Origin of the sequence: Corynebacterium hansenii (assembly GCF_030408795.1) — a bacterium.
In the GTDB taxonomy this organism is placed as follows: domain Bacteria; phylum Actinomycetota; class Actinomycetes; order Mycobacteriales; family Mycobacteriaceae; genus Corynebacterium; species Corynebacterium hansenii.
The window spans coordinates 1832577-1852124 of sequence record NZ_CP047211.1 but is presented as its reverse complement, the minus strand read 5'-3'; the positions used below and the strand labels follow the sequence as shown (position 1 = coordinate 1852124).

Below are 19548 nucleotides of genomic sequence, written 5' to 3'. Positions count from 1 at the left end.
GACATGCGGGCCCGAGCCCGCGACGAGGGGATTGACCATGGCAACGGTTCTCGACGACATCATCGCCGGCGTCCGCGAGGATTTGGCCGCCCGCGAGGCGAAGATTCCCTTCGAGGAGATCAAGGCCCGCTCGCTCGATGCCCCGCCCGCCCTCGACGCGCTGGCCGCGCTGTCCGGCCCGGGCGTGCAGGTCATCGCCGAGGTCAAGCGCGCCTCGCCGTCCAAGGGCGACCTGGCGGACATCCCCGAGCCCGCCGTACTGGCCGGGCAGTACGCCGACAACGGCGCGGCCGTCATCTCCTGCCTCACCGAGGAGCGCCGCTTCCGGGGATCCCTCGCCGACCTCGACGCCGTGCGCGCGGCGGTGGACATCCCGGTGCTGCGCAAGGACTTCATCGTCACCCCGTACCAGGTCCACGAGGCCCGCGCCCACGGCGCCGACCTGGTGCTGCTGATGGTTTCGGCGCTGGATCAGCCCGCCCTGGAGGCGCTGCTCGACCGCACCGAGTCGCTGGGCATGCACGCCCTCGTCGAGGCGCACACCGCCGAGGAGGTCGACCGGGCCATCGCCGCCGGCGCGAAGATCCTGGGCATCAACGCCCGCAACCTGAAGACCCTCGAGGTCGACATGGGCGTCTACGGCAAGCTCGCCCCGATGCTTCCCGACGACGTGGTCAAGGTCGCCGAGTCGGGGGTCAAGGGCCCGGAGGATCTGCGCGCCTACGCCGACCAGGGCGCGGATTGCGTGCTGGTGGGCGAGGGGCTGGTCACCGCCGGCGATCCGGGCGACGCCTGCCGCCGCCTTGTCGCCGCCGGGCAGCACCCCGCGTCCCGCGGCTGACCGGACGCGCACGCGTCACGGCGACGCCCGACGGGATGCGCACGCGCCACCGCGGCGCCCGACCGGACGCGCACGCGCCACGGCGGCGCCCGACGCGACCATCCCGACTTGATCCGACCCCGTCGCTGCCCATCCGACCCCGGTGGGCGCGCCGCGCGGCGCGATGGGTCACAATGGTCGGGTGAACGATCAGGAATTCAAGAGCAAGGACGCCGCCGGCGACCGCCTGCCCACGGTGGGCGAGGTCATTTCGCGAACCACCGGCCACGAGCCCGATGAGCTGGGCCACTGGGGGCCGTGGGGCGGCACCTACATCCCCGAGGCCCTGATGTCCGTCATCGGCGAGGTCACCGAGGGCTACGCCAAGGCCCGAACCGACGAGGCCTTCCTCGCGGAGCTCGACCGCCTGCAGCGCGATTACACGGGCCGCCCGTCGCCGCTCTACCCGGCGGCGAAGTTCGGCGAGATGATCGGCGCCGAGGTCTGGCTCAAGCGCGAGGACCTCAACCACACCGGCAGCCACAAGATCAACAACGTGCTCGGCCAGGTGCTGCTGGCCAAGAACATGGGCAAGACGAAGATCATCGCAGAGACCGGCGCCGGCCAGCACGGCGTGGCCACCGCCACCGCCTGCGCGCTGCTGGGCCTGGAATGCCGCATCTACATGGGCGCCGTCGACGCCGAGCGCCAGGCCCTCAACATCGCCCGCATGCGCCTGCTCGGCGCGGAGGTCATCGAGGTCCAGATCGGCTCCCGCACCCTCAAGGACGCCATCAACGAGGCCATGCGCTTCTGGGTCGCCAACGCCGACGACACCTACTACTGCTTCGGCACCGCCGCCGGCCCGCACCCGTTCCCGGCGATGGTGCGCGATTTCCAGCGCATCATCGGCGCCGAGGCCCGCCAGCAGATCCTCGCCGCCAGGGGTTCCCTCCCGGACGCCGCGATCGCGTGCGTCGGCGGCGGCTCCAACGCCATCGGCCTGTTCCACCCCTTCATCGACGATGAGTCGGTCCGGCTCATCGGCGCCGAGGCCGCGGGCGACGGCGTCGAGACCGGCCGCCACGCCGCCCCGATTTCCGCCGGCGGCAACCCGGGCGTCTTCCAGGGCTCCTTCGCCGCGCTGATGCAGGACGAGGACGGCCAGATCATCGAGTCCCACTCCATCTCCGCCGGCCTGGATTACCCGGGCGTCGGCCCGGAGCACTCCAAGCTCGCCGATTCCGGCCGCGCCCACTACGTCCCCGTGACGGACGACATGGCCATGGACGCCTTCCGCGACCTGTCCCGCACGGAGGGAATCATCCCGGCCATCGAGTCCGCGCACGCGGTCGCGGCGGCGCGGGTCGTCGCAAAGCAGCTTCGCGACGAGCTCGGCCGGGAGCCGGTTCTGATCGTCAACGTCTCGGGCCGCGGCGACAAGGACGTCGACACGGCGGCGCGGTGGTTCGATCTGCACCCCGAGAGCATCCGCACGCCCGCGGAGACCACCGGCCCGGAGACGGCCGAACAAGAGCTGAGCGACCAGCGGAAGGAGCAGGGCAAGTGAGCCTCTCAGACGTTTTCGCCACGGTCCGCGCCGAAAACCGCGCGGCCTTCATCGCGTACCTGCCCGCCGGCTACCCGACGGTCGAGGGATCGATCGACAACATCAACGCCGTCGTCGCCGCGGGCGCCGACATCGTGGAGGTCGGCCTGCCGTACTCCGACCCGATGATGGACGGCCCGACCATCCAGGAGGCCGCGGACATCGCCCTCGACGCGGGATTCCGCATCAGGGACCTGTTCCACGTCATCCGCGAGGTCACCGCCGCCGGCGCCAACTGCGTGACCATGACCTACTGGAACCCGATCCTGCAGTACGGCCCGGAGAAGTTCGCCGAGGACTTCGCCGCCGCCGGCGGCATGGGCGCCATCATCCCGGACCTGATCCCGGAGGAGGCCGACCGGTGGCTCGCCGCCGCCGAGAAGCACGGCCTGGACACCATTTTCCTGGTCGCGCCGTCGTCGTCGAACGAGCGCATCGCGCTGACCACCGCTGCCTCCGGCGGATTCGTCTACGCGACCAGCCACATGGGCGTCACCGGCGCGCAGAAGGCCGTCGACTCCGCCGCCGGCATCCTGGTGTCCCGCACCCGCGAGTTCACCGAACTGCCGGTGTGCGTGGGCCTGGGCGTGTCCGACGGCGAGCAGGCCAAGGAGATCGCGGGCTTCGCCGACGGCGTCATCGTCGGCTCCGCCCTGATCAAGGCCGCCGCGAAGGGCCGCGATGAACTCGTCGCGCTGGCCGAGGAGCTGGCGGCGGGCGTGCGCGCGGGCGAGGCCGGGGAGCGGGCGTGACCGTCGAGCTGCTGGCGAACATCCCCTCGCCGCCGCAGGGCGTGTGGCACCTGGGGCCCATCCCGCTGCGCGGATACGCGCTGTCCATCCTGGCCGGCATCATCATCGCCGTGCTGTGGGCCAAGCGCCGCTACGCCGACCGCGGCGGCGACCCCGAGGTCGTCCTCGACGTCGCCATCTTCGCCATCCCGGCGGGCATCATCGGCGGCCGGCTCTACCACGTGCTCACCGACTGGCCGAAGTACTTCGGCGAGGGCGGCGACCCCTGGCGGGCGCTCAACATCACCGCCGGCGGACTGGGCATCTGGGGCGCCGTCGCGCTGGGCACCCTGGCCGGCCTGCTGGTCCTGAAATACCGGAAGGTGCCCGTCGCGCCGATGCTCGACGCGGTCGCGCCGACGATCATCCTCGCCCAGGGCATCGGCCGCCTGGGCAACTGGTTCAACCAGGAACTCCACGGCGGCCCGACCGACCTGCCGTGGGGGCTCGAGATTTACCGGCGGGTCGACGAAGCCGGCAACGCCGCGCCCGTATCCGGCGTCTCCACCGGCGAGGTGCTCGCCGTGGTGCACCCGACGTTCCTGTACGAACTGCTGTGGAACGTCGCCATCTGCATCCTGCTCGTGTGGCTCGACCGGCGGCTGCGGCTCGGCGGCGGCATCGTCTTCGCCCTCTACGTCGCCGGCTACACGCTGGGCCGGTTCTTCATCGAGCTGATCCGCACCGACGCCGCGACCGAGGTCTTCGGCGGCCTGCGCATCAACACCGTCACGTCCGCCGTGGTTTTCCTGATCGCCTGCGGGTTCGTGTTCGCGCTGCGCAAGAGACGTCGCGAAGCTCCCGGGGACGTCCGCGGCGGGGCGGGGGCCGACGCGGCCGCGCCGGTTCGGGACTAGGGTGGTGGACGTGCAAAGACGAACGAAGATCGTATGTACCCTTGGCCCCGCCGTCGCCTCCCTCGAGGGAATCACCTCGCTTGTCGACGCCGGCATGGACGTCGCCCGCCTGAACTTCTCGCACGGCGAGCATGAGGACCACGCGCAGAACTACCGCTGGGTCCGCGAAGCCTCCGACGCGACCGGTCACGCGGTGGGCATCCTCGCCGATCTGCAGGGCCCCAAGATCCGCCTCGGCCGCTTCGCCGAAGGCTCGACGTACTGGGCCGACGGCGAGACCGTCCGCATCACCGTCGATGACGTCGAGGGCACGCACGACCGCGTGTCCACCACCTACAAGAACCTCGCCCAGGACGCCAAGCCGGGCGACCGCCTGCTCGTCGACGACGGCAAGGTCGGCCTGAAGTGCATCGGCGTCGAGGGCAACGACGTGATCTGCGAGGTCACCGAGGGCGGCCCCGTCTCCAACAACAAGGGCGTCTCGCTGCCGGGCATGGACATCTCCGTGCCGGCGCTGAGCGAGAAGGACATCCGTGACCTGCGCTTCGCCCTGAACCTGGGCGTCGACTTCATCGCGCTGTCCTTCGTCCGCTCGCCGTCCGACGTCGAGCTCGTCCACGCGATCATGGACGAGGAGGGCCGCCGCGTCCCGGTCATCGCGAAGCTGGAGAAGCCGGAGGCCGTCGACGCGCTCGAGGCCATCATCCTGGCCTTCGACGCCGTCATGGTCGCCCGCGGCGACCTCGGCGTCGAGGTGCCGCTGGAGGACGTGCCGCTGGTGCAGAAGCGCGCCGTGCAGATCGCACGCGAGAACGCGAAGCCGGTCATCGTCGCCACGCAGATGCTCGACTCGATGATCGTCAACTCCCGCCCGACGCGCGCCGAGGCCTCCGACGTCGCCAACGCCGTCCTCGACGGCGCCGACGCGGTCATGCTCTCCGGCGAAACGTCGGTGGGCAAGTACCCCGAGACCACCGTGCGCACCATGGCGCGCATCGTCGCCGCCGCCGAGCGCGACGGCGAGGTGCCGTCGCTGACGCACATGCCGCGCACCAAGCGCGGCGTGATCTCCTACGCCGCCCGCGACATCGGCGAGCGCCTCAACGCGCGCGCCCTGGTGGCCTTCACGTCCTCCGGCGACACCGCCCGCCGCGTGGCGCGCCTGCACTCGCGCCTGCCGCTGCTGGTGTTCACCCCGCACCAGTCGGTCCGCTCGCAGCTGGCGCTGACGTGGGGCGCGGAGACGTTCCTCACCCGCGAGGTCCGCACCACCGACGACATGATGACCACCGTCGACGAGGCCCTGCTGGCCATGGACGAGTACCGCCGCGGCGACATGATGGTCGTCGTCGCCGGCACGCCCCCGGGCAACGAGGGCAACACCAACCTGGTCCACGTCCACATGCTGGGCGAGGACATCCACGGGGACTGACCTCCCCGCGGCGCCCGCCCCGGATCCGATCCGGCGGGCCCATCCGCGCGACCCCGCCGCGGCAGCCGTTTGCGCTGCTGTGGCGGGGTCGCCCGCTTGGGGTTAGGTTCAGTCCATGAAGGCAACAGGCATTGTCGAGGTTTCCTACAACATCCCGTCCGCCCTTCAGCCGCTGGTCCGGCTGGCCATGAACATGCGCTGGTCGTGGCACCGTCCGACGCGCGAACTGTTCGAGAGCATCGACCCGGACCTCTGGTCGCGCGTCAACGGCCCCATGGCCCTGCTGCACGCCAGCCCCCGCTCCTCGCTCGAGGCGCTCGCCGCCGACGGGGAATTCCTCGCCCGCATGCGCGCCGCCGCCGCGGAACTCGACGCCCACCTGCAGGATTCCCTGTGGTTCGAGCGCAGCCACGACGAACACGACCGCGCCGACGCCGAGACCACCGGAGTCACCAACCGCACGGCGACCGACCCGATCGCCGCGTACTTCTCCATGGAATTCGGCATCGACCCGTCGCTGCCGATCTACTCCGGCGGCCTCGGGGTGCTGGCCGGCGATCACCTGAAATCCGCGTCGGACCTGGGCGTGCCGCTGATCGGCGTCGGCCTGCTGTACACGCACGGCTACTTCACGCAGTCGCTGTCGGCCGACGGTTGGCAGGAGGAAGCCTACGTCGCCCACGCGCCGGCGTCGCTGCCGGTGCAGAAGGTCCGCGACGGCGCCGGCGACCACATCCATGTCGAGGTTGATTTCCCCGGCCACCGCACCGTCTCCGTCGCCCTGTGGGTCGCCCAGGTCGGCCGCGTCCCGCTGATCCTGCTCGACACCGACATCGACGCCAACCCGACCGAGCTGCGCGGCATCACCGACCGCCTTTACGGCGGCGACGACGAGCACCGCGTGCGCCAGGAGATCATCCTGGGCATCGGCGGCGTCCGCGCGGTCAACGCGTTCTGCGACGCCCGCGGCCTGATGCGCCCCCGCGTGGCGCACCTCAACGAGGGGCACGCCGGGTTCCTGGGCCTCGAGCGCATCCGGGAGCGGATGGACGAGGGCGCCACGTTCGACGAGGCGCTGGCCATCACCAGGGCGGGCAACGTCTTCACCACCCACACCCCGGTGCCCTCCGGCATCGACCGGTTCGACAAGGAGATGGTCCGCCGCCACATCGAGGCCGGCGGGGACGGCACGTCGCTGCTCTGCCCGGGCGTGCCCGTCGACCGCATCCTCGAACTCGGCGCCGAAGACGACCCGAACCGGTTCAACATGGCCAATCTGGCGCTGCGCCTCTCGCAGCGGGCCAACGGCGTCGCAAAGCTCCATGGCGCCATCTCGCGCGAGAGCTTCCGCGGCCTGTACCCCGGCTACGAACCCGATGAGGTGCCCATCGGTTCGGTGACCAACGGCGTCCACCTGCCCACGTGGGCGCACCCCGCGATGGAACCGGTGATCGCCGCGGCCTGCGGCGGGGCGGACCCGGCTGTCGCCGAAGCTTGGGAGCACGCGGACGCCATCGGCGACGAGGAGCTGTGGGCGGCCCGCAACACCATGCGCGCCGACCTGGTCGACGTCGCCCGCGCCGCCCTCCATGACTCGTGGCGGCATCGCGGCCTCGACGAGGCCCAGCTGGGCTGGACCCGCCGGGTGCTCGACCCGGATGCGCTCACCGTCGGCTTCGCCCGGCGGGTGTCCACCTACAAACGGCTGACGCTGATGCTCAAGGCCCCCGACCGCCTGCGCGAGATCCTGCTCGACCCCGACCGGCCCGTGCAGTTCGTCGTCGCGGGCAAGGCGCACCCGCGCGACATGGGCGGCAAACAGCTGATGCAGGAGCTGATCCGCTTCGCCGACGACGCCGGCGTCCGCGACCGTTTCCTCTTCCTGCCGGACTACGACATGCAGTTGGCGTCCCACCTGGTCTCCGGCTCCGACGTGTGGCTGAACAACCCGATCCGCCCGCAGGAGGCGTCGGGCACCTCCGGCATGAAGGCGGTCATGAACGGCGGCCTGACGCTGTCGATCTCCGACGGCTGGTGGGACGAGATGCCGCAGGAGGGCAACGGCTGGACCATCCCGTCCGTGGAAACGCACGACCAGGGCTACCGCGACCAGCTGGAATCGCAGGCGCTGTACGACCTGCTGGAGCAGGAGATCGTGCCGTCGTATTACGACCGCGACGACGACGGCATCCCGCGCGCCTGGCTCGACCGCATCCGCGCGTCGCTGACGACGCTGTCGCCGAAGGTCACCGCCACCCGCATGCTCCGCGAGTACGTCGACGGCTACTACCGCCCGGCCGACCACGCCAACCGGCTGATGGCCGCCGACGGCGATGCCGCGCGGCAGTTCGTCAACTGGACCCGCCACGTGGCGCAGGGCTGGCCGAACATCACGCTGTCGCGCGCGCTGTGCGACGGCGCCCCCATCGGCGACGGCACCCGGGTGCTGGCCGGCGAGGAATTCCAGATCTGCGTCGACGTCGAGCTGGGCACCCTCGCCCACGAGGACGTCCGCGTCGAGGCCATCGTCGGGGACGTCGACGGCTGCGGTGGACGCGGCGGCGGCGAGGGGCACGGCGGCGAGGGACACGGCGGCGGCGAGATGGGCGGAATGCGCGACAACGACATCCACGCCATGGAGCACCGGGGCCGCGGGCGGTACTCCACGACGATCCGCACCGACCGCCCCGGCACCTTCGGGTACGCCGTCCGCGTCGTGCCGCGCCACCAGCTGCTCGCGCATCCGGCGGAGACGGGGCTGGTCAAGTACCTGTAGTTCGGCGGAGCAAGTGCCCGCAGCGGACGGGCTCGGCCGATCCGTTTGTATCCGGAGGTGAATGATGGTCAAGTGGAAGGTGCAATCGACCGACCAATTCACCTGAGGTGATTCCCCGTGTCCCAACCCGATTCGACGAAAGCGGAACCGGGGGACATAACCCGCGGCAGAAAATTCACCTTCAACATCGACGGGCCGGTGTTCTGGCCGTCGGTCGCGTTGATCCTCGCGTTCGTCGTCTGGACGCTGGCGTCCACCGGTTCCGTCACCGCGACGTTCTCCACCGCGGCGGATTGGCTGAAGGAGAACCTCGGCTGGTTCTACATCCTCGGCGTGACGGTGTTCCTGGTCTTCCTGGTCTGGATCGCCGTCTCCAGGTTCGGGCGGATCCGGCTCGGCGGCGACGACGAGCGCCCCGAGCATTCGACGGCGACGTGGTTCGGCATGCTGTTCGCCGCGGGCATCGGCACGATCCTGATGTTCTGGGGCGTCGCCGAGCCGCTCAACCATTTCGCCAACCCGCCGATGGCGGACGTGGAAGCCCAATCCACCGAGGCCGCCCGCGAGGCGCTGGCCTTCACCTTCTATCACTTCGGCCTGCACACGTGGACGATCTTCGCGCTGCCGGGCCTGGCCTTCGCGTACTTCATCTACAAGCGCAAGCTGCCGGCGCGCCTGTCGTCGATCCTCGCGCCGTTGATCGGGACCCGCATCTACGGTCCGATCGGCCGTCTGGTCGACGTCATCGCCGTCGTCGGCACGGTCTTCGGCGTCGCGGTGTCCATCGGGCTGGGCACAATGCAGATCAGCGCCGGCCTGAACCGGCTGTACGGCATCGAAGAATCGGTGTCGGTCCAGGTGCTGCTGATCATCATCGTGTCGCTCATCGCGTGCGTGTCCGTGGCCCTGGGCCTGGACAAGGGCATCAAGCGCCTGTCGAACCTCAACATCGGCGCCGCGATCGCGCTGCTCGTTTTCGTGTTGCTCGCGGGGCCGACGCTGTATCTGCTGCGCGGCACCATCGAGGCCATCGGCGTGTACCTCTCCGAGCTGCCGCGCCTGGCGCTGTGGAACGACTCGTTCGAGGAGAACCCCGGCTGGCAGGGCGGGTGGACCGTCTTCTACTGGGCGTGGACGATCACGTGGGCGCCGTTCGTGGGCATCTTCGTCGCGCGCATCTCCCGCGGCCGCACCATCCGCGAGTTCGTCGGCGGCGTGCTCGTGCTGCCGGTGGCGTTTTCGCTGATCTGGTTCGGCATCTTCGGCATGGCGTCGTTCCGCGTCGAGCAGGAGCACGGCGGGCTCGTCGACGTCGTCGTCGACCAAGGCGATGTGCCGGGTGCGCTGTTCGAATTCCTGTCGAACTTCCCGTTGGCGCCCGTGATGTCCTTGTTCTCGGTCATCATCGTCGTGATTTTCTTCACGACGTCCATGGATTCCTCGTCGATGGTTCTGGACATGATGGCGATCGGCGACGAGCGCAAATCCAATTCGGTGCAGCGCGTCGTCTGGGCCGTGCTGACTGGCCTGGTCGCCGCCATCCTGCTCATCGGCGGTGGCGAGGAGGGGCTGACGGCGCTGCAGGACACCATCACCGTCGTCGGGCTGCCGTTCTTCGTGCTCGGGTTCGTCATGATGTTCTCGCTGGTCAAGGGCATCCGCGACGACGCCGCCGCCCGCCCCGAACCGCGCACCCGCCAGTGGCGCCCGGCCTTCACCCCGGACGCGCTGGAAACCCAGGAGTCGACGCCGGCGCCGGGTTACGACGAAAGCGGCGAACCCCTGCCGGCGCCGGTCATCGACGACGACGGCAACCTGCACATCCCGGGCGGCGCGGTCATCGACGGCGACGTCACCGTCTGCGGCGAGCTGCAGGAGGAACCGGGGGAGAGCAGGGGCTGACCGGCTCCGCGCCGCCGCAAGCCCGGGGCGGCGACTCAACGGAGCCGCGATTGAACCGGGTTCCGCGGGCGGTGTTAAGGTCACCGCAAATGTCCCCGTCCGGTGACCGCCCGCGCCCGCCCGCGGCGGCAGTTCCCGAAAAGGCCCGTCGTTGACTCTGTTCGATTCATTCCGCATCGGCGAATTGTCACTGCCCAACCGCGTCGTCATGGCGCCGATGACCCGCGTGCGGTCGCAGTCCCAGGTGGCCGATGAAATGGTCGCCGAATATTACGCCCAGCGGGCGACGGCGGGGCTGATCGTCTCGGAGGGGACCTTCATTTCCCCGGAGGCGCGCGGTTTCGCCGCGGTGCCGGGGATCTGGAAGCCGAAGCAGGTCGAGGGCTGGGCGCAGGTCGTCGACCGGGTCCATGCCGCCGGTGGCCGCATCGTCGCCCAGCTGTGGCATTGCGGCCGGGTGTCGCATACGGCGCTGCAGCCGTCGGGGTCGGCGCCGGAGAGCCCGACGTCGACGCCCGCGGAGGGCGCCAAGTGCTACATCTTCGATTCCCGCGGCGAGGCCCGCTTCACGGGCGCTTCCGATCCGGTCGGGCTCGACGACGACGGCATCGCCCGCACCATCGCCGACTACGCCCGCGCGGCCGCCAATGCCGTCGAGGCGGGTTTCGACGGCATCGAGATCCATGCCGCGAACGGCTATCTGATCCAGCAGTTCATCAATCCGCTGGTCAACGATCGCAGCGACGGGTGGGGCGCGCAGACCGTCGACGAGCGCCTGCGGTTCCCGCTGGCCGTGGTCGACGCGGTCAACGACGCGGTGCGCGACGCGCTCCGGGAGGCGCGGACGAAGGATGGCGCCGGGTCCGGGGAGGGCCGCCCGTTCATCATCGGCATGCGCATTTCGCCGTACGGGACGGTCAACGGCATCCCGCTGTACGACGGCGTCGAGAACACCTACGTCACCCTCGCCCGCGAGCTGGGGGAGCGCGGCGTCGATTTCATCCACGTCGCCGACCAGTCGTCGACCACCGGCGACCGCGTCACCCCCGCGGTGCCGCGCCAGCTGCTCGAGCACATGCGCGAGCAGTACCGCGGCGCGGTGATCTTCACGGGCGGCCAGGACGCGGCGTCGGCGCGGGAATGGCTGGACACCGGCCTGGTGGATCTCGTCGGTTTCGGGCGGCCGTACATCGCCAACCCCGACCTGGTGCGCCGCATGCGCGAGGACCTGCCGCTGGCCGCCGTCGACCCGGAGACCATCTACTCCCAGGGCCCCGAGGGCTACATCGACTACCCCGAGTTCGCGGGCTGATCCACCGCCGGCATTGGGGAGTTCACCGCGACGGCCCGCTGGTCACCGCGGGTATTCGGGGAACACGTGCTCGCCGAGTTCGTCGAGGACGTCGGGCACGGGCCGTCGTGAAGCACGCAGCCCCACCATGACGTGGTCGACGCCGACACTCGCCAGCCGTTCCAGGTACCGCAGCAAGAACGTCCGGCCCGCGCGGAAGCCGTAGCGCAGGGGCTTCGGTTCGGCGTCGGGGTCGGGCAGCAGGTCCAGGGTCAGGGTGGTGATGTAGGGCTTGACGACGCCCGCCCCGCCGCTGCCAAGGCCTCCTCCATCCGACGCTGCGCCATTCGACCCTGCGCCATCCCCGCAGACCCGGGCGACGTTCTCCCGCCACCCGCGCACGAGCTTCGCGGTGGTGTCCGGGTCCTGCCCGTAGTACATCCAGCCGTCGCCGTGTTCGGCAATCCATTCGGGGGTCTGGCCGCAGTGGCCGGTGACGTACAGGGGGATGGGGGAGCCGCCGACGGGTTTGGGCAGCATCTCGATGCCCATGTCGACGCCGCCCCACCGGTTCGCGCGGGTGCGCGGCGTGCCCGGGCGCCACAGGGCGCGGACGTAGTCGACGGCGTGGCGGAAGTCCTCGGCGCGGTCGGCGCGGCGGCGCTTGAACGCCGGGAACTCCTCGGGCCGGTCTCCGGTGGCCACGCCCAGCGCCACGCGGCCGCCGGAGAGCTGGTCGACGCTGGCCGCTTGCTTGGCAACGTGGATGGGGTGGCGCAGGGTCAGCACCGTCGACGCGGTGGCCAGGCCGATGTCGGAGGTGTGCGCCGCCAGGTACGCCATGTGCGTGAACGGGTCGAGGATTTGCCCGGCGTCGCGGAATTCGTCGACGAGCAGCGGGACGTCGCGGAACCAGAGGGCGGTCGCGCCGGCGTCTTCGGCATGCTTTGCGACGCTCGCCGTATCCCTCAGCAGCGCCTCCAGATCGGGCACCGGGCCCCGCCCGCCGGCGAGTGGTTCGGCCAGGCCGATGGTCATCCGGTCGGTGGGCAGGTGCAGGGGCATGTCGCCGGTCTTCCTCCGTGGCCCGCGTTACCGCCGCAGGCAGGCGAGCACGGCCGCCGCGGCGGCGCGGGTGGTGGCGTCGACGGTGGGTTCGTAGTCCGGCAGGAACGTGGACATGTGGTTGGACGGCACGTCTTCGAGCACCCGGTCGTCGGCGACGGCCCGGTCCCACAGTTCGCGCGGGGTGACGCCGACGGTCCAGTAGACGTAGGGGCAGCCGAAGGCGTTGGGGATGTCGGAGAAGTCCTCCGATGCGGTCCAGCGTTCGGCGGTGACGGATTCGGCGCCGAAGACCCCGTCGAATGCCGCGCGGACGTCGGCGAAGACCTCGGGGTCGTTGTCGGTGACGTCGCCGTGGTCGGAGTAGGTGAATCGGGGCTCGATGTCGGCGCCGGAGGCCACGCATTCGGCGCGGGCGACGCGCTCGATGGCGCCGATGAGGATGTCGCGGACCTCGTCGGAGTAATAGCGGATGTTCAGCACGATGCGCGCGTGGCCGGGGATGGTGTTGTTCGAGTTGCCCGACGACAGCGTGCCCACCGAGATCACCGCGAATTCGTGGGGCGACACCTCGCGGCCGACGATGCCCTGCAGCCGCATGACGATCGCCGCCGCGATGTACGTCGGGTCGACGCCGTTGTGCGGCATCGATCCATGGGCGGAGCGGCCGGTGATGTCGATGGTGATGGTGTCGCAGCCGGTGAGGACGGGGCCGGCGGCGGACATGACGCGGCCGGCGGGGCCGGGGACGACGTGCTGGCCCAGGCACACGTCGGGGCGGGGGATCTTGGTGGCCAGGCCGTCGTCGACCATGCCCTGGGCGCCGCAGGCGGTTTCCTCGGCGGGCTGGAACAGGGCGATGAAGGTGCCGGACCAGTCCTCGCGGTTGGCGTCGAGGATGGCGCAGGCCCCGAGGAGGGCGGTCATGTGGTGGTCGTGGCCGCAGGCGTGCATGACCTTGGAGGCGATGCCTTCGCGGGAGACGCCGTCGGCGACGGACGCGTAGTCGACTCCGGTGGCCTCTTCGACGGGCAGGGCGTCGATGTCGGCGCGGAACAGCACCGTCGGGCCTTCGCCGTTGCGGAAGACGCCGACCAGCCCGTGGCCGCCGATGCCGGTGGTCAGGGAGCAGTCGAACTCGGACAGTCGTTCGGCGAGGTAGGCGGCGGTGCGTTCCTCGACGGCCGACAGTTCCGGGTTGGCGTGCAGGTGCCTGTACACCGACTTCTGCCACGACAGGTCGGCGCCGTGATCCGCGATGATTTCGGGAATCGTGCGGTACGGGCGGGCGTCGGAGTGCTGGGTGGCGGACATCGAGTCGGTGTTCCTCTTTTCCGTGTCGTGGTTTCCGTGTCGTGCGCTCTCGGGTCGCGTTTTGCGGCCGTGTTGTGCGGCGATTTGCCGTGGTCGCGGGCCCTGAGCTTCGCTCATGCCAGTGTACCGATCGGTGCATTTTCGGCCGGGCGCCCGAAAACGTCACAGCGGAGTGCCCTGAACCATCACGGGAGCGGAGGCTCGTCGTCCTCCGATCCCGCCGCCTTCCTCCGGCCGAAGAATCGCCGCATCCGCCGACCCGGCGCGAGCCAACCGAGCGGATGGTGATTTTCGCGGGGCGCCCGCTCCGGATCCACCGACTTCGGCGGAATCCAGCGCACCTTCGGGTTCTCCGGCTCGGCCGCCGGCGGGCCGGAGCTTGACGACGGACCCGCCTTCGTCGTCCACCACCGATTCTCGTCGGCTCTGTCGTCGTCGATCGTGCCGTGCATGACGAAGTCCGCAAGGGTCAGCCCGTCGATGTCGGTCAGGCCGCCGGTTTCCCACCGGTCGATGTGGTGGATGTCGCAGTAGGCCGGCGGCGAGGATGATCCGGGTGCGGTGCTCATGCCCTCCTCGGCGCACAGCGCGAGGTACTGGGCGAGCGACCCGCAGCGCCGCGAACGGCCGAACCACAGGGTCTGCCCCCGGAGGTCCATCACCGACAGGTGGAAATCGCGTGCGTCGGCGTTGCGGACGGCCTCGGATATGGACATCGTCGTGCCCACGTCCGTCAGGGCGGTGCCGGTCATGCGCGCCAACTCGGACACGTGCATGGTGGCCACGATCGACGTCGTGCCGCGTTTGGGGCGCAGGCGTTTGGCCGGGCGGAGGTTCGGCCTGACCGGAGCGCCGCCGGATGCTTCGCCGGGTGCTCCACTGGACGGTCCGCCGGGTGCTCCACTGGACGGTCCGCCTGGTGCTCCACCGGGCGATGATCCGGGTGAGCCATCCGGGGCGGCCGGTGGGGTGCATCCGTCAGATTCACCATCATCCGAGCCTGGCGCCCCGTACCCGGCGGCGATGGCGGCTTCCACGGCGTCGTGCCGGCGCTGGTCGGCGGTGCGGTCGTCGTCGGCGCCGTCGGGAAGCAAATTCCCGGGGCCTGCGTAATCCGCGAACAGCCGCCTCAGGATCGCGCCGAACTCGGGGGTCACGTGGCCGCTGATGCGCGACATGTTGTCCGCGTCCGGCTTCGACAGCCGCACGCTGCGCCGCCGCTGCCGATCCTCGTCGGTGTACGGATCATCGAGGCCGAGCAGCGCCCGCAGCATCGGCCCCAGGTGCTTCAGGTCGTCGACCTGCACCTTGTCCAGCAGGTCGGCGATGTGCGGGTCCGCGACGTGCACGAGCTCCTCGGCCTTGCGCGGCAGCCCGTCGAGCGCCTTGTCGATGATCTCCACCGCATCCGCGCCGACCACGCCCTCCGCGACGCGGCGCCGCACCGCCGGCAGATCATGCTTGGGCGGCGTGTTCTGCGCCTCGGGCCGCTGGAGCCGGTGTGCCGCGGCGATCCTGCGCCGGGCTTCCGCGCGCGACACGTGCGCATTTTCCGTGAACGTCCGCATGACCTTGGGCGTTGGCTTTACGACGCGCCCGTTCGCCGTCGCCGACAGATACTCCGCGTCGACGATCGCGAGTTTGCGGCGCGCGGTCTCGAGTTCGACGTAGAGCTCGTGGCGGGCGTCATCGCCGAGGAGATCCCAGCCGGCGGTCATGGATTCCACCGCCTCGGTGAAGCGGCCGACGGCGGCGCGTAGGTCCGTGGCGCCCGGGACCCCAGGATGTTCCGCAGTCCCCGAAATCCCCGAAGTACCCGGCGGGCGCCCCGTGCCCGACCGGTTGCGTCCACCGCCCCCGTTGGTCATGGGAACAAGATATCGAACGTCCCGGATTGGAATCCGGCAAAAGGCCCCAGGATCGAACAAACGTACGATACGGGTGTGAAAATTTGCTACCGGGGCGGAATCTCGATGATCGGCGCGTTCGAACACCGGGTGTGAAACGGCGGCACCCCCTGCCGGGCCGCGCGCGATCCGAGGGGCCGTCGGAAAGCGAAAGCGGTCGAAAGCAGGGGGCGAACGCCGGGAATGCGGGCGAGAACCTATCGGGCGGAGACGCGGACCTCGTCGGAGGCGTCCGCGGCGTCGCCGGACAATCGGGCCCGGCGCGCCAGCAGCTCGCGGGTGCGGGCGGCCGTGAGGCGGGCGTAATCATCGGCCGGCAGCACATGGTCGCCGGCGGCATCCATGGACAGGGCCAGGGACGAAATGTACCGGGGCGAACCATCCGGAGCGTCGATCGCCGAGCGGACCATGTCCGGGCGCTCGAACGCGATGCCGGTGACGCAGCAGGTCAGCTCGAGGTCGGAAGGGTTGCCGTGTTCGTCGAGGTAGGGGGCTTCGATTCCGTCGTCGACGCGGCGCAGGTACCAGCGGCCACCGGTCAGCAACGCCATGGCGACCGTGCTCGCCACGGCCAGCCCCGCGGCGATCAGGGGCGAGTACGGCTGGACGCCGGCGCCGAAGAGGCCGAAGAACACGGCGATGGACCCGCCGCCGGAGACGACGACCGATGTGACGCCGACGGGATTGACCGCGTGGAGCATGCCGCGCCGGAACTCGGGCCGCCGGGGCGACAACCCCAGCAGATGCTTGTTGAACGTGATGTCCGCCGCCACCGTGAAAATCCACGCGATGGCGAGGTTCGAATAGAACGCCAGCACCGAATTGACCACGGAGAACATGTCGAACTCCATCAACGCCAGCGCGATGGCCAGGTTGAACGCGACGAAGGTGACGCGGCCCGGGTAACGCTTGGTCAGGCGGGTGTAGGCGTTGGTCCAGGCCAGCGAGCCCGAGTACGCGTTGGTGACGTTGATTTTGATCTGCGAGATGACCACCAGCACGACGGCGAGGGTCATCGCCAGCCACGCGGGCATCATTTCGCCGTAGACGACCAGGAATTGGTTGACCGGCTCCTGCGCGTCGCCGGGGGCGCCGCCGAGCATCGACATCAGGTAGATGGCCAGGAACACGCCGATGATCTGCTTCGCGGCGCCGAGGATGACCCACCCCGGGCCGCCGGCGATGACCGACGCCCACCACGACTTGGCGTTCTCGGGCGTCTTCGGCGGCATGAATCGCAGGTAATCGATGTTTTCGGCGATCTGCGCGGTCAGCGCCAGGCACACGCCGGAAGCCAGCATCATCGACGCCACGTTCGCGCCCGAGCCATCCGTGCCGGACCACGACAGGAAGGCGTCCACGGAGTCGGGTTCCCGCCACACCAGGTACAGAAGGGGGATGACCATCATGATCAGCCACAGCGGGGAGGTCCACGACTGAAGTTTGGCCAGCGCCTTCATCCCGTAGATGACCAGGGGGATGACCATGAGCGTCGCCGTCAGGTACCCGGCCCACAACGGCATCCCCAGCCCGACGCGGAGCCCCTGCGCCATGATCGCGCCCTCGAGCGCGAAGAAGATGAATGTGAAGGTGGCGAAGATGACGTTCGTCAGCACCGAGCCGTAATACCCGAATCCCGAACCGCGGGTGATCAGGTCGAGGTCCAGGTTGTACCGCGCCGCGTAGTACGCCAGTGGGAAGGACGACAGGAAGATCAGCACGGCCGCGATGAGGATGCCGCCGATGGCGTTCGCCGTGCCGTGCTGGATGCCGATGCCCGCGCCGATGGAGAAGTCGGCCAGGTACGCGATGCCGCCGAGCGCCGACCCGGCAACCACGCCGGGGGTCCAGCGCCGGTACGAGCGCGGCGCGAAACGGAGGGTGTGGTCTTCGCCCTCCCGGTGGGCCTTCTTGCTTTGCGACGATGCCGATGCAACCGCGATTCGGCCCGTTTGGTGGATGGATTCTTGCCCGGCGATGGCGGGTGGAGTGTGTGATGTGCTCATGCCTCCGGACGGTATGGGGGAGGTGTTTCGGGTTAATGATGTTTCTCGTTGCGCCGCAGTGACGTTTCCGCGGGGCGGGTTACGCCGGGGTTTCGGTGGGGAAGCCGTCGGAAACATGGGATGCCGTGGACTCCCGGCGCGTCACCTTTTGCGCAGGTCGAAGGCGCCGACGCCGAGCAGGTGACGGCGTGCGGCGTCCCACAGCCGATGAAAAGCGAGTTGGATGGCCTCCGCGTCATGGCCGAGCATTCTCGCCACCACGCCCGCGTCCCGGTGGAGGATGGTGACGCCGGGCCGGTCGGAGCCCGCACCGCCGGCCGCGCGCATGGCCTCGGCGAGTTCCCGGGTGGTGGCGGCATCGGGCGCGATCGCGATGAACGTTCCCAGCACCGGCGCGCCGCCCGTCATGACGGGGTGGAACGCGCCGGGCCCTCCGAGCACCGTGCGGTCGATCAGCGCCGGTCTCCCGTCCACGGTGATCCGGGTGTCCAAGCGGGCGTGGTCGTGGGTGAGCGGGTCACCGTCGGAAAGCCTGCCCAGAACCGTGATGTCGGCGGTGATCAACGTGCCGCCGGGGGCGACGTCGGCGGTGAGCGTCTGGTGCAGCGTCGAACGGGGGAAGCAGATCGTCGGGTCGGGGAGATGCTCCAGCGTGGCGCCCGACTCGACGACGAGGGACACGTCGTTGGCGGCGAAGCCTTGGGTCATGGAGTGGATCTTCGTTGCCGCCTGCGAGGTGACCAGCGCGTGGCTGCCCGCCCGGACGGTGATGTCCGTGCGGGTGCGGTCGCCCTGGACCAGACCGCCGCCGGTGCACATCGAATAGACCACGGGCAGGCCGGGCAGGGAGGGGTCGGGGTGCAGCGGCCGGGTCACGCGAAGCGGCGTCCGGTGGCGGCGGCGCGTCCACTCGGTGGGGCGCGAGATAGCGGTGGTGATGGCATCTTCGCCGTCGCCGTCGGTCCCGATTGCGGTTCCGTGGCCCGTCCCCGGGGCGCCGTCCTTCGGGGCGAATTCGAGGACGAGCAAGCCATCCTTTCCCGGAGCGCCGGCGGGCAGCGCCGGGGTGCGCTTGTTCCGGTTCGCGCCGGCGCTCACGGGCGCCTCGATTCCAGGAACGCCACCACCTCGGCGATGCCCTCGCCCCCGAGGCAGTTCGTGGCGATGACGGGTGCGCCGGAGCGGACGCGGTCGGCGTCGGACATCATGACCCCGAGATCGCAGCGGACGTACTGCGCGATGTCGGCCTTGTTGATCACGAGCAGGTCCGATTCCGTGATGCCCGGCCCGCGCTTGCGGGGCATCTTCTCGCCTTCGGCGGTGTCGAGGACGAAGACGAACACGTCGACGAGGGCGGGCGAGAACGTCAACGTGAGATTGTCGCCGCCGGATTCGAAGAAGATGGTGTCCAGTTCCGGATGGTCGGCCCGCAGTTCGGCGGCCGCCATCATGTTCATGGTCGGGTCGTCGCGCACGGCGGTGTGCGGGCACGAACCCGTTTCGACGCCAACGACGCGGGCGGGATCCAGTGTCCCGGCCAGGGTGCGGCGGACGTGGTCGGCGTCCTCCTGCGTGTAGATGTCGTTGGTGATCACGCCGATCTCCCGCCCCGCGGCGGCCATCGCGGGCACCAGCGCTTCGATCAGCGCCGTCTTGCCCGATCCCACCGGACCGCCGATGCCGATGCGGTAGGGGCGCGCGGGTGTGGTCGGGCGGTGGGTGCGGTCGTCGTGGTTCATGGTCGCGTTCTCTTTTCTTCCGTTTTTCTTCTCGTGGTT

14 protein-coding genes are annotated in these 19548 nt (G+C 70.0%); 8 read left to right on the top strand and 6 right to left on the bottom strand.

All coding sequences use genetic code 11. The features are described 5' to 3' along the window. Positions 1–37: 37 nt before the first annotated feature. From trpC to CHAN_RS07990, 8 genes are all read left to right on the top strand, one after another. Entirely contained in the window at positions 38–841 is an 804-nt protein-coding gene (gene trpC / locus CHAN_RS08025) for an indole-3-glycerol phosphate synthase TrpC (protein WP_048744462.1), read from the top strand. A gap of 163 nt (positions 842–1004) precedes the next feature. Then, positions 1005–2390, top strand: coding sequence for a tryptophan synthase subunit beta (gene trpB / locus CHAN_RS08020; protein WP_048744663.1), 1386 nt, complete (start codon positions 1005–1007; stop codon positions 2388–2390). Beyond that, a complete protein-coding gene (gene trpA, locus CHAN_RS08015) occupies positions 2387–3181 on the top strand; it encodes a tryptophan synthase subunit alpha (protein WP_290288398.1) in 795 nt (264 codons plus the stop codon). The genes trpB and trpA overlap by 4 nt, the downstream gene beginning before the upstream one ends. Continuing rightward, positions 3178–4077 carry a prolipoprotein diacylglyceryl transferase gene (gene lgt, locus CHAN_RS08010; protein WP_290288394.1) on the top strand — a complete coding sequence of 300 codons (900 nt, stop codon included), beginning with the start codon at positions 3178–3180 and terminating at the stop codon, positions 4075–4077. The genes trpA and lgt overlap by 4 nt, the downstream gene beginning before the upstream one ends. A 10-nt stretch (positions 4078–4087) precedes the next feature. Then, a complete protein-coding gene (pyk, locus tag CHAN_RS08005; RefSeq protein ID WP_048744662.1) occupies positions 4088–5509 on the top strand; it encodes a pyruvate kinase in 1422 nt (473 codons plus the stop codon). 115 nt (positions 5510–5624) lie between these two features. Then, complete coding sequence (glgP, locus tag CHAN_RS08000) at positions 5625–8285, top strand: alpha-glucan family phosphorylase (protein WP_290288387.1); 2661 nt, start codon at positions 5625–5627, stop codon at positions 8283–8285. A gap of 186 nt (positions 8286–8471) precedes the next feature. Continuing rightward, positions 8472–10187, top strand: coding sequence for a BCCT family transporter (locus CHAN_RS07995; protein WP_377748476.1), 1716 nt, complete (start codon positions 8472–8474; stop codon positions 10185–10187). Between the two features lie 151 nt (positions 10188–10338). Then, a complete protein-coding gene (locus CHAN_RS07990) occupies positions 10339–11499 on the top strand; it encodes an alkene reductase (RefSeq protein ID WP_290288385.1) in 1161 nt (386 codons plus the stop codon). Positions 11500–11541: 42 nt separating this feature from the next. Here CHAN_RS07990 and CHAN_RS07985 read toward each other — a convergent pair whose 3' ends face one another. The 6 genes from CHAN_RS07985 to ureG form a co-directional block, all read right to left on the bottom strand. Then, positions 11542–12543, bottom strand: a complete 1002-nt coding sequence (locus CHAN_RS07985) for a TIGR03571 family LLM class oxidoreductase (RefSeq protein ID WP_290288381.1) — start codon at positions 12541–12543, stop codon at positions 11542–11544. Between the two features lie 27 nt (positions 12544–12570). Beyond that, complete coding sequence (locus CHAN_RS07980) at positions 12571–13857, bottom strand: amidohydrolase (protein WP_048744453.1); 1287 nt, start codon at positions 13855–13857, stop codon at positions 12571–12573. Positions 13858–14042: 185 nt separating this feature from the next. Further along, positions 14043–15725, bottom strand: a complete 1683-nt coding sequence (locus CHAN_RS07975) for an HNH endonuclease signature motif containing protein (RefSeq protein ID WP_290288373.1) — start codon at positions 15723–15725, stop codon at positions 14043–14045. Between the two features lie 236 nt (positions 15726–15961). Next, a complete protein-coding gene (locus tag CHAN_RS07970) occupies positions 15962–17770 on the bottom strand; it encodes a purine-cytosine permease family protein (protein WP_290288370.1) in 1809 nt (602 codons plus the stop codon). Positions 17771–17911: 141 nt separating this feature from the next. Beyond that, entirely contained in the window at positions 17912–18868 is a 957-nt protein-coding gene (locus CHAN_RS07965) for an urease accessory protein UreD (RefSeq protein WP_290288366.1), read from the bottom strand. Further along, positions 18865–19509 (bottom strand): urease accessory protein UreG, encoded by a 645-nt coding sequence (ureG, locus tag CHAN_RS07960; RefSeq protein WP_290288364.1) that lies wholly within the window; start codon positions 19507–19509, stop codon positions 18865–18867. Before ureG ends, CHAN_RS07965 begins: the two co-directional genes overlap by 4 nt. Between the last annotated feature and the right edge of the window lie 39 nt (positions 19510–19548).

Bases quoted from the DNA above. Each gene is read 5' to 3' on its own strand.
- trpC (WP_048744462.1), top strand. From the start codon at position 38: ATGGCAACGGTTCTCGACGACATCATCGCCGGCGTCCGCGAGGATTTG.
- trpB (WP_048744663.1), top strand. From the start codon at position 1,005: ATGGGTCACAATGGTCGGGTGAACGATCAGGAATTCAAGAGCAAGGAC.
- glgP (WP_290288387.1), top strand. From the start codon at position 5,625: ATGAAGGCAACAGGCATTGTCGAGGTTTCCTACAACATCCCGTCCGCC.
- CHAN_RS07985 (WP_290288381.1), bottom strand. From the start codon at position 12,543: ATGCCCCTGCACCTGCCCACCGACCGGATGACCATCGGCCTGGCCGAA.
- CHAN_RS07980 (WP_048744453.1), bottom strand. From the start codon at position 13,857: ATGTCCGCCACCCAGCACTCCGACGCCCGCCCGTACCGCACGATTCCC.
- CHAN_RS07975 (WP_290288373.1), bottom strand. From the start codon at position 15,725: ATGACCAACGGGGGCGGTGGACGCAACCGGTCGGGCACGGGGCGCCCG.
- CHAN_RS07970 (WP_290288370.1), bottom strand. From the start codon at position 17,770: ATGAGCACATCACACACTCCACCCGCCATCGCCGGGCAAGAATCCATC.
- ureG (WP_290288364.1), bottom strand. From the start codon at position 19,509: ATGAACCACGACGACCGCACCCACCGCCCGACCACACCCGCGCGCCCC.